We start from the raw sequence: 15,826 nt of genomic DNA on the forward strand, positions 1-15,826 counted from the left end.
GAGAATGAGTCCTCATTGACTTAATTCTTTTTCTTGAAAATTTTAGGAGCTTTTATGGTTTCGCATTCTACAAAGTGCGCTTTTCCTCTTCGTCCATTGGTTGCCGCTATCGCTTTTGGTTTTAGCGCTCAGGCCATCGCTAATGTGGTGCAAATTCCTCGTATTGATGTCGTCGGCAATTCCGAGCAGGCACAACTTGAACAGCCGGGTTCGGTCAAACTTATTGATAAAGAGCAGTTGCAACTGCAACAACCGTTATCGACTGAAGATGCGTTAAAGCGTGTTGCCGGCGTTAACATTAAAGGTGAGGAAGAGACTGCTGTGGTTGCCAATATTGGTTTACGTGGCTTGAGCTCGGCGGAAACCAAAACCTTGATTTTAGAAGATGGTGTGCCGGTTGCCCCCGGCTTGTTTATCGGTAACGGGCGTTATTACAACCCGCGTATTCAGCACATTGAAAGCATTGAAGTGTTAAAAGGCGCGTCGTCATTGCGCTATGGCCCGTCGACGATTGGCGGGGTGATTAATTACCAATCGAAAACACCGGAGGAGGGTCTTGCGCTTTCCGGTCGTGTCGGCCGTTTCGGGTTGCGTGAAGCTACCTTAGAAGCGGGGGCGCTCTCTAAATCTGGAGATGGTCAGATTGGTGTCATTTACACTCATGCCGAGTCGGACGGTTTTCAAGATAAAGATTATCAGATGGACGACCTGATGATTAAAGGCGGTATGGCGTTGGCGAACAATCAATGGGTTGGGGTCAAAATCAGTCACTACAGTAATGATGCCAATATCTCTTATCGCGGCTTGTTTTTAGATGCTTATAACCAAGGTGCGACTTACAACCCTGCCCCTGACGATTATTTTTTAACCGACCGCAATGCGATTGACTTAAACCATGAGTGGGATATCAATGATAAAGCCTTGTTAAAAACGGTTGTATATTGGAGTGAGGTAAGTCGAGACTATTGGCGTTACAGCGTCGATACCGCAGCATCAGAAACAGCAGGTCGCTGGGTGTATACCGATGATTTAACCGGTAATAACCGTTCCTTTACTCGTGTCGGCTTTGATTCGCGTCTAAATTTGCAGAATAATTTGCTTGGTTTTGCCGGCGAAGCGGAGATGGGCGTGCGTTACTTTACCGAACGCTCTAACGATACCCGCATTCGTGCGACCCGCGAGCAAGACCGCACCGGCATTAATGATCGTCATCTTGCAGATTCTGCCAACAGCTTTGCTGTGTTTGCGCAGAACCGTTTCGATTTCAATGAGCGTTTAAGTATTACTCCGGGGTTGCGTATCGAGTCTTACGAACAGACACGCAAGGTATTGACGGATAGTAATGCGAGCGAAAGCACCAATAATACCGAAGTGCTACCGGGCATCGGTTTGACCTATCAATTGGCGAAAAATTCACAGCTGTTTGCCAGTGTGTATGAGGCTTTCTCGCCGGCGGAAAATGCCGCAGCATTGGATGGTCTGACCGATCAGCAGCTGGATGCCGAGCGTTCAACCAATGTGGAAATCGGTATTCGTGGCAATAGAGAGCGTTTAAATTACGAACTTGTTGCTTTCCAGATGGATTTTGAAAACCAAGTGGTTGATGGCAACAGTGATCCGAATCTTTCCAAACAAAACGGTGGCGCGACTATTCATCGCGGTGCGGAGTTAGTGCTTGGTTATGACTTCGGTGCCGGACTGAGTTTGGATGGTAACCTAACTTATATCCCGACTTCGGAATTTGTTGGCGGCGATAACGACGGCAATCGCATTAGTTACTCGCCGGAAGTGTTGGCAAATCTTGAGTTAAGTTACCAAGTTTGGGGGCTGACCACGGCATTGGCGATGCATTACACTGGTTTGCAGTTTACTGACAGTGCAAATACGATTGAAATTCCAGAGGGTGCTGCAGGTGGCATTTGGGGCGGTAAACTGGAAAGTTACAAGGTGTTTGATTTGCATGCTTACTATAAGGCAAACAAACAGCTAGACCTGTTTGCTTCGGTGAAGAACCTAACCGATGAGCGTTACATCGCCGGTCTGCGTCAAGGAATTTACGCCGGTCCATCACGAAGTGTTGAATTGGGTATGAAATATAAGTTTTAAGTTTCTCCAAGCCTAGAAAGCAAAAAGCCCGAAGCTTAATTCGGGCTTTTTGCGTTTTAGGGGAAACGGTGTTTAATCTAGGAAATCTAAAATCGCATCCAGACCGCGATGGTTAAGCGAAGTTGAGGCTTTTGCTTGCACGGCCGGTTTGGCGTGGTAAGCAACGCTCAGTCCTGCGGCGTTCATCATTAATAAATCATTGGCCCCGTCGCCGGCGGCAATGACCTGATTCGGTGTGATATTCAATTCCGCGCATAGTTCGTTCAAGAAGTCTGCTTTTGCCTGTGCGCCGACAATACTACCAATGACTGAGCCGTTAAGTTTACCGTCCGTTTCTGCCAGCACGTTGGCACGTGTGTAATCCAAACCAAGCTTTTGCTTTAGGCGATCGGTAAAGAAAGTAAAGCCGCCGGAGACAAGCGCGAACTTAATTGATTGTTTCTTTAAGCTTTCAATTAATGTATTTGCCCCTGGATTAAGTACCAAACGCTCATCGTAAACACGTTGTAGTAAACCTGTATCCAAACCTTTTAACAGTGCGACACGTTGAGTCAGTGAGCCTTCAAAATCCAGTTCTCCGCGCATCGCTGCTTCGGTGATTGCCGAGACTTCGGGTTTGATATTCATAAAGTCGGCAATTTCATCAATACATTCAATCGCAATTAGGGTTGAATCCATATCACTAATCAACAGTTTCACTTCGGAACCGTTGAAACCTTCCGGGAGTAAGTTGATGTCTAACTCGGATTCTTGGCGTAGTTCAAACAGTTTTTCAGCGTCAATTTGCGCACATTCAACACGAAAATGGTTGTTTTTGGGCTGCAGTTCACCGATGGAATTTAGCAAAGTGTGTTGTGCATCGTTTAAAGTCGGGCTGTGAATGATTAGGGTTGGCATGGGAGTCCTTATTCGTTATCGTCACGGGAAACAGGCACTATTTTAGTCTTTGCAAATTGGTCGTGCAAAAGTTGTTTTTTGGGTAGGAATAATCCAATCCAACTTACCGCAATGAATAGCACCATTAATAAAAATCGTAAGTTGGCATTATGGCGAGTCAGAATATAATTATCTTCACGCAATAGTTGTAATTTCCAAGTTCTCAGTCCCGGTGTTTGACCAGTTTGCGTCCAAAAATAGCTGAGATAAATGTAAGTAATGGCGATGAGATAGACTTGAAATGCCAAGTTGATTTTATCGTTATCGGCAAAACCACCGCCTTGCCAAACGACAAACGGAATCGCTGCGGCAAACCAGACGGCGCAAAGTAAGATAAAATCGTAAAACATGGCAAAAATAATTTTAAAAGGCATGGTTATGCGGCACCTTGCAGTGTGAAACGAGAGACTATTGTAACCAAGAATATTTGCGAAGGATAAGAGATGAATTTATATGCGCAAGGGTTAAGTCTGACTTGGCTGGTATTTGGCTGGTTAGGATTGTTTGGTATGTTGATTTGGGCATTAAAGAGCGCACCCTGGTATAAAGTCAGGAATGATAAGGCGGCACAGAATATCTGGTTGTTTATCAGTGTGGTGGTTTTCTTTGTCTGGCAGTTAGGGGCCAGTCTTGGTGATGGCGTAACCTTTCATTTTCTGTTAATGACGTTGATGACTCTAATGTTTGGTGTGCAGTTTGCCTTTCTTGGAATGCTTTTAGCGCTTCTGGGGGTGACCTATTTTTCTGCGCTCGGTTGGATGGCTTTCGGGGTGAACGCCCTCTTAATGGGGGTCTTGCCAATTGTGATTACCCAGTTGATGCTGCGTTTTAGTGAGCAGTTTCTGGAACAGAATTTTTTTGTGTATGTGTTTTTTAATGCCTTTTTAGCGGCGGGTATCGGCGTAGTGGCTACTTTGTCGCTGGGTGGGCTAATTATGGGCTTAAACGAGGTACACTCGTTTGCTTATCTAGCGCAGCATTTCTTTCCGTTTATTCCTTTGATGGCCACACCGGAAGGGTTTGTGAATGGTATGTTAATCGCGGCGATTATTATGATGAAACCTCATTGGTTGAGTACTTTTAGTGACCAATCGCATTTGCAAGGCAAGTAGTGGGGAAGCTGCGCTTGCTATCTCCGCGCTATTTTTAGGTGATTTAGACATAAAAAAACCCGAGATAAGACTCGGGTTTTGTGGGCGTTGCTTAAACCTAAAATAAATCTTTTAGATTATTTTGCCCATCCGGCTTTTACGTCCGCGGACATTTGAACATGCTCACCTTTTGCTGTGCGCATGGCTAAATCGGCGGCATTTTCCATTTTTTTAAGGTCGCCTTTTTTCTTGGCTTCATCGTATTCAGCTTTGTAGGTGTTGAAATAAGTTTCTTTCATTGCCTTTTGCTTCCAGACAAACCCACCTTTTGCTGCTTCAGCGTGGATTTTTGCCGCTTCTGCCATTTTGGCATCTAAGTCAGCACTGGCATTGGCTAAGCCGTTAAATCCTGCTAGGGCTACTGCGATGGTCATACCTGCGATTAGTTTTTTCATTTCTTTCCTCCAAAAGGGTCAATTTTGAATAACTGATTTGTAATATATATGAGCTGTTGCTTGGTTTTTCAGGAGTGACATCGACTTATCACTCTCAACCTTGAAAACCTATGTTTTTAAAATTATTGTTGCACGTATAAAACGGCGTAGAGGAATCGCAAGAAACCAGATAAATTACCGTTTTTTACACAGATGCATACGTTATTAAGTTTACCCCGTCCGTGTCAATCTTTATAATAGCCGTATTCTGAAAATATTGGGGTTATTTTTCTTATAGTATGCATAGATTTTTTTATCTAACTGCTTGAATTTAAAGGTAAAAATGGATTGCGTGTGTAGCCGGTCTAAAATTCAGAAAAATAACTAATTAGCCCATAAGCTTTTGTATAAGGTAGAAAACATGAGAATTTTGCAAGAAGCCCTTACGTTTGATGACGTTCTTTTAGTCCCAGCGCACTCAACAGTGTTGCCGAACGGCGTCTCATTAAAAACGAAACTGACACGTAATATTGCGCTAAACATTCCGTTTGTTTCTGCCGCGATGGATACCGTAACTGAAGCGCGTTTGGCGATTTCGATGGCGCAAGAAGGCGGTATAGGGATTATTCATAAAAACATGACGATTGAACAACAGGCTCATGTCGTGCGTAAAGTGAAGAAATTTGAGCACGGTGTGATTGCCGATCCGATTACCGTGCAGCAAGATATGACGGTACAAGAAGTGATTGACAAAACCGAAGCGAACCGCGTATCGAGCGCCCCGGTAATGAATGGCGATGACTTGGTTGGAATTGTGACCAGTCGCGATATTCGTTTTGTTAAAGATTTATCTGCACCGGTATCGGCGATTATGACGACCAAAGATAAACTGGTGACGGTTAAAGCTGGAACCCCGCGTGATGAAGTGTTGGCACTGTTCCATGAACACCGTATTGAACGTGTATTAATTGTCAATGACGATTTCAAATTACGCGGCATGATTACAGTTTCTGATTTTATGAAATCTTCAGACCATCCGAACGCGTCGAAAGATCAAGAAGGGCGCTTGCGCGTTGGCGCGGCAGTCGGAACCGGTAAAGAGACCGATGACCGTGTTAAAGCGTTGGTTGAAGCTGGCGTGGATGTCATTATTGTTGATACTGCACATGGCCATTCGCAAGGTGTTATTGACCGAGTGGCTTGGGTAAAACAAAACTTCCCTCAGATTGACGTTATCGGCGGGAATATTGCCACTGGTGAAGCGGCTTTGGATTTGGTTAAAGCCGGTGCGGATGGTGTTAAAGTGGGGATTGGTCCGGGTTCGATTTGTACTACCCGTATTGTTGCTGGGGTTGGTGTGCCACAAATTTCCGCTATTTCCAATGTCGCTAAAGCACTTGAAGGTACCGGCGTTCCGCTTATTGCGGATGGTGGTATGCGTTTTTCTGGTGATGTGGCAAAAGCGATTGTTGCTGGTGCCTCTGCTTGTATGTTCGGTTCGATGTTTGCGGGTACTGAAGAGTCCCCTGGTGAAGTCGAATACTATCAAGGTCGCGCTTACAAATCTTATCGCGGTATGGGATCTTTGGGGGCGATGGCGCAACCATCCGGTTCTTCGGACCGTTATTTCCAATCCTCAAACGCCGAAGATAAATTGGTGCCGGAAGGGATTGAAGGTCGCGTTGCATACAAGGGGCCATTATCGCCAATTATTCATCAGTTAGCTGGCGGCTTACGCTCTGCGATGGGCTATACCGGTTGTCCGGATATTCCGACGATGAATAAGAAACCGTCTTTTGTACGCGTAACTGCCGCTGGGATGACTGAGTCCCACGTCCATGACGTTACCATTACCAAAGAAGCACCAAATTATCGCGTTTAGGCTGGTGATAGGTTGAATTTTTGCCAACAAGGCTTTTGCAGCATTTCTGCAAAAGCCTTGTCTGTTTTTAAGAATGAGTTTTTGGAAGTATTTATGTCACAACACAATATTCATGACCACCGTATTTTGATTTTGGACTTCGGTTCGCAGTATACGCAACTTATCGCGCGCCGTATTCGTGAGATTGGCGTGTATTGCGAAGTAGAGCCTTGGGATATCGATGCCTCTGATGTCGAAAAATTTGGCGCGCGAGGTATCATTCTTTCCGGTGGGCCGGAAACCGTAACTGGCGACGATGCTCCGTTTGCGCCACAAATTGTCTTTGAACTTGGTATTCCGGTTTTAGGTATCTGTTACGGCATGCAAACCATGGCTCAACAGCTAGGTGGTCAGGTTATTAATGCTTTAGAACATGAATATGGTTATGCCCAAGTACGCGCACACGGCCACACCAAGTTTTTGGTGGACATTGAAGATGAAGTCACGCCGGAAGGTTATGGCATGTTGGATGTTTGGATGTCGCATGGTGACCGAGTTGATGCCATGCCAGATGGTTTTAAGCTAATGGCCTCCACGCCTAACTGCCCGATTGCAGGGATGGCGAACGAAGCAAAAAACTTCTATGGTATTCAGTTTCATCCAGAAGTGACGCACACTAAACAAGGACAGCGCATGATTGAGCGCTTTGTGGTTGACTTATGTGGGTGTGAAAAACTGTGGACAACCGAAAACATTATTGACGACAGTATTGCACGGATTCGCGCGCAAGTTGGTAGCGATCAAGTGATGTTGGGGCTATCCGGTGGCGTCGATTCTTCGGTTGTTGCTGCGTTGTTGCACAAAGCGATTGGCGACCAATTAACCTGTGTGTTTGTTGATCATGGTCTGTTGCGTCATCGCGAGGGCGACCAAGTGATGGCGATGTTTGCAGAAAACATGGGAATCTGCGTGATTCGTGCCGATGTCGAAGAGCGTTTTATGAACGCCTTGGCAGGTAAAACAGATCCTGAAGAAAAACGTAAAATCATTGGTCGTGAGTTTATTGCTGTATTTGATGCAGAATCGGCCAAATTGCAAGGTGTTAACTGGTTGGCACAAGGTACGATTTACCCTGACGTGATCGAATCAGCCGGCTCAAAAACCGGTAAAGCAAAAGTGATTAAATCGCATCACAATGTTGGTGGTCTGCCAGAAGATATGAAAATGTCACTGATTGAACCGCTGCGCGAGCTGTTTAAAGATGAAGTGCGTAAATTAGGGGTGGCGCTTGGCTTGCCATATAACATGGTATATCGTCATCCGTTCCCAGGGCCAGGCCTAGGGGTTCGTATTCTGGGTGAAGTCAAAAAAGAGTATGCTGACATCCTACGTCTTGCTGACCATATCTACATTGAAGAATTGCACAAGTGGGATTTATATGACAAAACCTCGCAAGCGTTTGCGGTCTTCTTGCCCGTGAAGTCGGTCGGAGTGGTCGGTGATGCACGTCGTTATGATTATGTTGTGGCGCTTCGAGCCGTAGAGACCATCGACTTTATGACCGCACGCTGGGCACATCTGCCCTATGAGTTTTTGGAACATGTTTCTGGGCGTATCATTAATGAGATTCCACGCATTACTCGTGTGACCTATGATATTAGTTCAAAGCCGCCAGCAACTATCGAGTGGGAATAATTTCTTACTTCCTAAAATATTCCAACTCTGCGTTGTTCAAAAGCTCGTTTGGTTCACTAAACGTCACTTTCGAACGCCTTGATTTGAAAAATTTTAGTTTGTAAGCATTCTATAAAGGGCTTTCTTCTGGAAGCCCTTTTTTATTTAGGATTGTAAAAGATGCAGTGTCCCGAAAATTTAACTCAACCAGAGCAAGACGAGTTTTGGATGGCTTATGCACTTGAATTGGCAGATCGAGCGGAGCAGTTAGGCGAAGTGCCTGTCGGTGCGGTGCTTGTCGCAGAAGGGCGATTGCTTGCCGAGGGTTGGAATCAAGTGATTACGTGCAATGATCCGACCGCTCATGCGGAAGTTGTCGCATTACGTCATGCTGGCGAGGTTTTGCAAAATTACCGACTGGTCGATACCACTTTGTATGTGACCTTAGAGCCTTGTCCAATGTGTGCCGGTGCTTTGGTTCACGCACGGGTTCAGCGCGTGGTTTTTGCTGCACCGGATCCGCGCACTGGAGCGGCAGGTTCTGTTTTTCAATTATTGCAGGCGCCTCAGTTAAATCACCAGTGCCAAATTCAGTCTGCGGTTTTACAAAGCGCCTGCGCGGACAAGATTCGCCAGTTCTTTAAACAAAGAAGAAATGCGCAAAAACAGCAAAAACAAGCAAAAGCCAACAAAACTTGATTCATCACAAAATAGCAGATGCTCTCGGTTGCTCGTCCCTTTCTTTAATGCGAATATAACCTCATATTTTTAACGCTTCTTCGGATTTGTTGCCCTTAAAATCCCGTTTTTTGTGTTTATTTTGAATAAAAAAATCGTGTACGCCAAGCATTTTAAGCGGCCATAAAATCAACTCTGATGGTTGAAACATAAAGTTTTAGTCTGCAAGGTCAAACGGCGAATGGGATTCGCTGCAGTAGGAATAAACAGCATTATGCAAAAAAGTATTGATCCGGCAGAAGGGATAATGACCGTAAAAATACTGCCCGGTGAGTTTTATGTGACTAAGGACAACGAGCGCATTGAAACCATCTTAGGTTCTTGTATTGCGGCCTGTGTGCGTGACCCCATTGCCGGTTTAGGGGGGATGAATCATTTCATGCTGCCGGTCGATAAAAAAGCCAGCGGTGCCGGTGAACTTTCCGACGCAAACCGTTATGGAAACTATGCTATGGAAAACTTGGTTAACGCCCTTTTATCCAAAGGCGCGCGCCGAGAACGCTTGGAGTTTAAGCTGTTTGGTGGTGGTCGAATTATGGCATCGATGACCAATATTGGTTGGTATAACATTGGTTTTGCTTTTGATTATATCTATACCGAAGGCTTTAAAATCGTCGCGCAAGACATTGGCGATGTTTATCCACGTAAAGTGATTTATTACCCGAATAGTGGACGCGCTCGGGTACGTCGACTGAACAAAATGCACAATGAGAGCCTTGCAGCGCAAGAGAATCAATACATTCACAATATCGAATCGAAACCTGTCGAAGGCGATGTAGAACTATTCTGAGGACATGACTATGGACATGATGGAAACTTTCCGACAAACCTATCTAGAAGAGAGTTTTGAAGGGCTGGATATAATGGAGTCCGGTCTGCTTAATCTACCGCCGGGTGTGCCCGATAACGAAAAAATTAACGAAATTTTCCGCGCTGCGCACTCAATTAAAGGCGGTAGTGGTACTTTCGGTTTTACAGAGATTGCCGGATTTACGCACGTATTAGAAACGTTATTGGATGAAATGCGTGATGGTTCCCGCGAGGTTACGCAAGATTCGGTTGATGCGATGTTGGCTGCCGTTGATGTATTGCGCGATATGTTGGAAAAACTCAAGGAACATGAACCGATTGACGAAGAGCGCGCCGCTTCAGTACAACAGTGGATGGAGTCGATTCTTGGTGGTGATGCGGTTGCCGAAGAAGAGATTCAGGACGTGGCACAAGCGCCGGTTGGCGGTGCTTGGATCATCGACATCATTCCAGATATCGAGCTGTTGCAAACGGGCAATGAACCAATTCGAATTTTTCGTGAACTCGAAAGTATTGGTAATCTGAGCGTACAAGTTAATATTGAAAAAATGCCAGAAATTCAAGCCTTTAACCCTGAGCATATCTACCTCTCGTGGCGGATGACGCTAGAGGGTGAGAACGTCACTGAAGACGCGATTCGCGAAGTATTTGAATGGATTGATGGTGATGGCGCCCAAATTCATATAACACCTCCTACTGTCGCAACATTACCGGTAGCTGCTGAGCCAGTTGCAGTGGTTGAAGCTGCAAAACCTGTTGCCGTTGCCAAACCTTCCGCACCGAGCGCCACCAAGGTCGATGCAGATAAAGCCAAGTCAGCCAAATCTGCTGACAAAGCGCCAAAAGCGGAAGGCTCGATTCGTGTTGATTTAAGCAAAATTGATCAGCTGGTCAATCTGGTTGGTGAATTGGTTATTACTCAGTCTATGCTCAGTCAGTTTGGTGAACAAGCCGAACAAGAGGGCAGTGATGCTGAAAGTAAAAGTGATTGGGTCGATAAGTTAAAAGAAGGTTTGACGCATTTGGAACGTCACACGCGTGAGTTGCAAGAAAGTGTGATGAATATTCGTATGTTACCGGTCAGTTTTGCTTTTAACCGTATGCCGCGAATTGTTCATGATGTTAGCCAAAAGCTAGGTAAAAAAATTGACTTGGTGATGGAAGGGGAAGGCACTGAGTTGGATAAAACTATGTTGGAGCAATTGACCGATCCTTTGGTGCATATTGTGCGTAACTCGATTGATCACGGGATTGAAAACCCAGAAAAACGTTTGGCTGCCGGCAAGCCCGAAACGGGCACCGTTAAAATGGCGGCCTTCCACCAAGGGGGTAACATTCTGATTCAGATTACGGATGATGGTGCAGGTATTGATCCGGAAAGAATTGCCAGTAAAGCGATTGAGAAAGGCGTGATTGAAGAAGATCATCATTTGACCCGTGAAGAGATTATCGATTTGATTTTTCATCCAGGATTCTCCACCGCCGATGCCATCAGTGATATCTCTGGGCGCGGTGTCGGTATGGATGTGGTTCGTCGAAATATCAAATCGTTGGGCGGGTCGGTGGATGTCAAAACCGAAATGGGCGTCGGCAGTGTATTTACGATTCGATTGCCGCTGACATTGGCAATTCTGGATGGTCAATTGTGTAGTGTGGGCTCGCAAACCTACGTGATTCCACTTGTTTCGATTATCGAATCGATTCAAGTTGATAAAAAGTTGATTAAAGGCATTGCCGGTGAAACCGAGCTTTATAAGTTACGTGATAGCTATATTCCAGTGATTCGTTTGCATAAAAAAATGGCGATAGATGATGCTCAACAAGATTTAGAAAAAGGGTTGTTAGTGGTCATCGAAGATGGCGGTCAGCGTGCTGGAATTTTTGTTGATGACTTGCTTGGACAGCAGCAAGTGGTCATTAAGAGTTTAGAAAGCAACTTTATGAAAATCGACAGTGTCGCCGGCGCCACTATTTTAGGTGATGGGCGGGTTTCGTTGATTTTGGATGTGACCGAAACCCTAGCGAATCATCATAAAGGCAGTAACCCGCAGTTACACGCGGCCTAAGCGCCGAGAATAAAATTTTAGGATAATGAATGGACAATACTTATAACTATTCGCTTGGCGCAAAAGAGGTTCAAGAAACCATTTTGGTTTTAAACTTGTCGGTTGCGCAAATCGATCTGTCGATTACCGAAGGTGATAATTCGGTGAACACGTTAATCGATTCCTTTACCTATATGTCGCAGCATATTGAGCAGATACAGGCAGCGAGTCAAAAGTTAATTGATACAACCGACCAAGGCAGCGATGAATTGGAAAGTCATCGAAGCCAATTATTGAATGAGACCGGCGAGTTATCCGGCAAAATGCAGCAAGCGATTATCGCTTTTCAGTTTTACGATAAGCTAAGCCAGCGTTTATCTCACGTTTCACGCGGTCTATCAGGCTTAGCGGAGATTGTCTCTCATGAGATGCGAGTTAAAAGTCCGGAAGAGTGGGATGCCTTTAAGCAGAATGTGCGCAAGGGTACGACAATGCGTGAAGAAGAGGAGCTGTTTGAGTTGATTTTTGATCAGCAGATTCCGGCTGAAGATGCCATTGAAATTATGAAAGACCGCATGCGCCAACGGATGCACGAGCATGAAGAAGAGGAAGAAATTGAGTTTTTTTAAGAGGGCTTATTCGGCGTATTCCTGAATTAATCGGACCTGTCGATATGCTTTATTAGCATTGGCTAATTTAAAATATATTAATAACCTTATTTGTTGTTATTGACTAGAAGCCTGCGTTTATTCGATTAAATGCAGGCTTTTTTTGTTAGTTTTCGCTTTATTTTTGCTGAACGTATAGTTAGCGAGACATTTTTTAGATTCTTTATAAATGGATAAATTTTTTAAGCTGTGCAGGGTAAAAACTTTTGATAAAAATATGGCGTCTCATGTAAAGAAGCACATATTTAAGCTCTTCACTTTTTTCAGCGATGATTTTTTTAAACTTAGGTTAGATTGAGATATGCCTGCAACTCTCCGCCTAGCAAACTTGAACTTTGGCGTGTCTGAAATCATTGAAACTTGTGATGTGCTTGCATAGACGAATAACTCAACGTCCTATCGCTCCAACTGATAAAAACAAAACCAGAGGTGAACAATGCAACAACAATCTAAAACGGGTTTATTCGCGAAAATGGCAGCTGGGGCTGCATTTATGGGCTTACCGCTGTCAGCGATGGCGGCAGCAATGATGCCCTTTATTATGGGCTCTACGCCAAGCGGAGACTTGTCTGCGGCGACTTCTTCGACTGAATCAGCGTTATCTTCTGCTGGTTTTGAAGTGGTAGGTAAGTACTCACCAATCGATGGCACCAATGTCATTGTCGTTACGAATGATGCATTGAAGTCTTTGGCGGGCAATTCAAAAAATGGTGGCTTTGGTGCCATGCAACGTGTCGCTGTGACCAGCGATGCTGGAACCGTACAGGTGAGTTACACTAATCCCGAATATCATTTTAATGCGTATCGGATGAAAGGTGATATTACCGGTGTGCAGACCGCAATGGAAAAAGCCTTAGGGAATATTAAGCAGTTTGGTGCTAAAAAAGGCATAGAAGCGGACGATTTACGTGAATATCACTATATGTTTGCAATGCCTTATTTTGATGATGAAGACGAGTTGGCTGAATATGGCTCATACGCAGAAGCGGTCAAAGCTGTTGAGGTCGGTTTAGCCGCAAACCGTGGTGGTGCGCAAAAAGTGTATCGTATCGATATTCCTGGTAAAGAGATGACTGTCTTTGGCGTAGCCCTGAAGTATAAAGATGCGGCGGACGGCAACATTGCACAAAAATTGAAAAAGGAGACGTCTCATAACGCGCATTTCCCGTATGAAATTTTGGTATCCGGTGATGAGGTCATGGCGCTGAATGGTAAATTCCGTATCGCGATTAACTGGCCAAGTTTGTCGATGACCGGTGATGGGAGTTTTATGAGTATTATGTCTGCTCCTGATCATATTACAGCGGCATTGACGGCGGTTGCGAAAAATAAAGAGGTCAGCATGGCGGAGTAATCGGACTCCGCTCGATATAAAAAATTTTAGGATTGTGGGCGAAGCCATTTCCCAAAAATGGTAATCACCGTTCATCAGCGCAGTATTCATTGAATTGAATCTGCGCTTTTTTTGTTTTAGCCCTTGAAAATCATCTGGCCTGTCTCCATATCTTTAAGCAGTTTACCCCTTATGAACTTTCCCTAATACGAATGGAGAAAATTGAATGAGCCATACTGAAACTCATGCTTTTCAGACAGAAGTGAATCAATTATTGAAGCTGATGATTCACGCGCTATACTCAAACAAAGAGATCTTTTTACGTGAATTGGTGTCCAATGCCTCAGACGCGTTAGATAAATTACGCTTTGAAGCTGTGTCGAACGACGCACTGAATGAGGGAGAATCCGAGTTAGCTATTCAGGTGAGCTTTGATAAGGATGCGCGCACCATTACGATTAGCGATAACGGTATTGGTATGACACGTGATGAAGTCATTGCCAATATTGGTACGATTGCTAATTCGGGCACGAAAAAATTCCTTGAGAACCTAAGCGGTGATCAAGCAAAAGACTCGAATTTGATTGGTCAATTTGGCGTCGGTTTCTATTCATCCTTTATTGTTGCCGATGAAGTGGTGTTAGAGACCCGTAAAGCTGGTGCAGAGCTTGCGGACGGAACGCGCTGGGTTTCGAAAGGCGAAGGCGAATTTACCTTGGAAACCGTTGAAAAAGCCAGCAAAGGAACCTCGATTACGTTGCATATCAAAGAAGATATGAACGAGTTTCTTGACCGTTTCCGTTTGAAAAATATCATTTCAACTTATTCTGATCACATTAATTTCCCAATCAAAATGCTCAAAACAGAATGGGATGAAGAAGCAAAAGTAGAGAAAGAAACCGCTGAATTTGAGCAGGTTAACAAAGCGACAGCATTGTGGACTCAGCCAAAATCAGAAATTTCAGAAGAAGATTACAGTAACTTCTATCAGACGATTTCTCATGATTTTAACGCGCCTTTAACACAAATTCATAACCGCGTAGAGGGGACTTTAGAGTACACCTCGCTGTTGTATATCCCTGAAAAAGCGCCTTTTGATTTGTACGATCGTGATCGCCGTTACGGTTTAAAACTCTATGTGAAGCGTGTCTTCATTATGGATGATGCTGAACATTTAATGCCCGCTTATCTGCGCTTTGTTCGAGGGGTGATTGATTCTGCGGATTTGCCGTTAAACGTATCGCGTGAGATTCTACAGAGCAATAAAGTGGTTGATAAGATTCGTTCAGCATCGGTTAAACGAGTGCTGGATGAGTTGGCTAAAATCGCCAAAGAAGACGATCAAAGCCGTTATCTAGGCTTCTGGAAACAGTTTGGTAATGTCTTAAAAGAAGGTTTGGTCGAGGACTTTGCCAATAAAGAGAAAATCGCTAAGTTGCTGCGTTTTGCTACAACACACACCGGTGATGCGGAACAAACCGTCTCTTTACAAAAATACCTTGATCGCTGTAAAGACGAGCAAGAGGCGATTTACTACATCGTTGCCGATAGCCACGCAGCCGCAAAAGGATCACCGCATCTTGAAGTGTTCCGCAAAAAAGGTATTGAGGTTTTATTGTTGTCTGACCGTATTGATGAATGGTTGGTTAGCCACCTTGATGAGTTTGAGGGCAAGAAGCTTAAATCGATTACCGCGGCTGATTTAAAAGAGCTGGCGGAAGACGAAGCTGAAACCCTGTCTGAAGAAGACAAACAAGCGCGTGAAGCCTTGACGGAAAAAGTTAAGAATGCGTTGGCGGATGCCGTTTCTGATGTTCGCATTACGCATCGCTTAACAGATTCTCCGGCCTGTGTGGTGACGGCTGAGGGAGGGATTTCTTCCCATATGGCGCGTATGATGGAGCAGATGGGGCAATCGCTGCCTAAGCAGCCACCGGTACTGGAACTTAATCCAGAACACGTGCTTGTGAAAAAGCTTGAACAGATGGAAGATGCCGATAAGTTGCAACAATGGGCATTGTTCTTGTTAGAGCAAGCTCAACTTGCTGACGGTGAACCGTTGGCTGAGCCAGGCGTGTTTATTAAACGAATGAACAGTTTGTTAGCCGAAGTAATGTGATCAACACATAT

The 15,826-nt window shown here is 44.7% G+C and carries 13 protein-coding genes; 10 read left to right on the forward strand and 3 right to left on the reverse strand.

Going from position 1 to position 15,826, the window contains the following annotated elements:
* Window positions 1-54: 54 nt before the first annotated feature.
* Complete coding sequence (locus HRR27_RS03925) at window positions 55-2,106, forward strand: TonB-dependent receptor family protein (protein ID WP_173271100.1); 2,052 nt, start codon at window positions 55-57, stop codon at window positions 2,104-2,106.
* A 72-nt stretch (window positions 2,107-2,178) separates the two neighbouring features.
* Here HRR27_RS03925 and serB read toward each other — a convergent pair whose 3' ends face one another.
* Both serB and HRR27_RS03935 read right to left on the reverse strand, forming a co-directional pair.
* Window positions 2,179-3,003 (reverse strand): phosphoserine phosphatase SerB, encoded by an 825-nt coding sequence (gene serB / locus HRR27_RS03930; protein ID WP_173271102.1) that lies wholly within the window; start codon window positions 3,001-3,003, stop codon window positions 2,179-2,181.
* 8 nt (window positions 3,004-3,011) lie between these two features.
* Window positions 3,012-3,416, reverse strand: a complete 405-nt coding sequence (locus HRR27_RS03935; protein WP_173271104.1) for an RDD family protein — start codon at window positions 3,414-3,416, stop codon at window positions 3,012-3,014.
* A gap of 69 nt (window positions 3,417-3,485) precedes the next feature.
* Here HRR27_RS03935 and HRR27_RS03940 point away from each other — a divergent pair, with 69 nt between their 5' ends.
* Window positions 3,486-4,154: an energy-coupling factor ABC transporter permease gene (locus tag HRR27_RS03940; RefSeq protein WP_173271106.1), complete on the forward strand. Its 669-nt coding sequence runs from the start codon at window positions 3,486-3,488 to the stop codon at window positions 4,152-4,154.
* Window positions 4,155-4,270: 116 nt separating this feature from the next.
* On the opposite strand, the gene HRR27_RS03945 is transcribed toward HRR27_RS03940, so the two are convergent.
* A complete protein-coding gene (locus tag HRR27_RS03945) occupies window positions 4,271-4,588 on the reverse strand; it encodes a hypothetical protein (protein WP_173271108.1) in 318 nt (105 codons plus the stop codon).
* Between the two features lie 400 nt (window positions 4,589-4,988).
* Here HRR27_RS03945 and guaB point away from each other — a divergent pair, with 400 nt between their 5' ends.
* From guaB to htpG, 8 genes are all read left to right on the forward strand, one after another.
* On the forward strand, window positions 4,989-6,449 hold the full coding sequence (gene guaB, locus HRR27_RS03950) for an IMP dehydrogenase (protein WP_173271110.1): 1,461 nt from the start codon (window positions 4,989-4,991) through the stop codon (window positions 6,447-6,449).
* A gap of 93 nt (window positions 6,450-6,542) precedes the next feature.
* The gene (gene guaA / locus HRR27_RS03955) at window positions 6,543-8,123 is read left to right on the forward strand and encodes a glutamine-hydrolyzing GMP synthase (RefSeq protein WP_173271112.1); all 1,581 of its coding nucleotides are present in this window, start codon (window positions 6,543-6,545) and stop codon (window positions 8,121-8,123) included.
* A 159-nt stretch (window positions 8,124-8,282) separates the two neighbouring features.
* On the forward strand, window positions 8,283-8,801 hold the full coding sequence (gene tadA, locus HRR27_RS03960) for a tRNA adenosine(34) deaminase TadA (RefSeq protein WP_173271114.1): 519 nt from the start codon (window positions 8,283-8,285) through the stop codon (window positions 8,799-8,801).
* Between the two features lie 253 nt (window positions 8,802-9,054).
* The gene (cheD, locus tag HRR27_RS03965; RefSeq protein ID WP_173271116.1) at window positions 9,055-9,630 is read left to right on the forward strand and encodes a chemoreceptor glutamine deamidase CheD; all 576 of its coding nucleotides are present in this window, start codon (window positions 9,055-9,057) and stop codon (window positions 9,628-9,630) included.
* A 10-nt stretch (window positions 9,631-9,640) separates the two neighbouring features.
* A complete protein-coding gene (locus HRR27_RS03970; protein WP_173271118.1) occupies window positions 9,641-11,716 on the forward strand; it encodes a chemotaxis protein CheA in 2,076 nt (691 codons plus the stop codon).
* A gap of 29 nt (window positions 11,717-11,745) precedes the next feature.
* Window positions 11,746-12,324, forward strand: a complete 579-nt coding sequence (locus HRR27_RS03975) for a hypothetical protein (RefSeq protein ID WP_173271120.1) — start codon at window positions 11,746-11,748, stop codon at window positions 12,322-12,324.
* 475 nt (window positions 12,325-12,799) lie between these two features.
* Window positions 12,800-13,717, forward strand: coding sequence for a hypothetical protein (locus tag HRR27_RS03980; protein ID WP_173271122.1), 918 nt, complete (start codon window positions 12,800-12,802; stop codon window positions 13,715-13,717).
* 205 nt (window positions 13,718-13,922) lie between these two features.
* Entirely contained in the window at window positions 13,923-15,815 is a 1,893-nt protein-coding gene (gene htpG / locus HRR27_RS03985) for a molecular chaperone HtpG (protein ID WP_173271124.1), read from the forward strand.
* Window positions 15,816-15,826: the final 11 nt, after the last annotated feature.

The organism is Thiosulfatimonas sediminis (assembly GCF_011398355.1).
Taxonomy (GTDB): Bacteria; Pseudomonadota; Gammaproteobacteria; order Thiomicrospirales; family Thiomicrospiraceae; genus Thiomicrorhabdus; species Thiomicrorhabdus sediminis_A.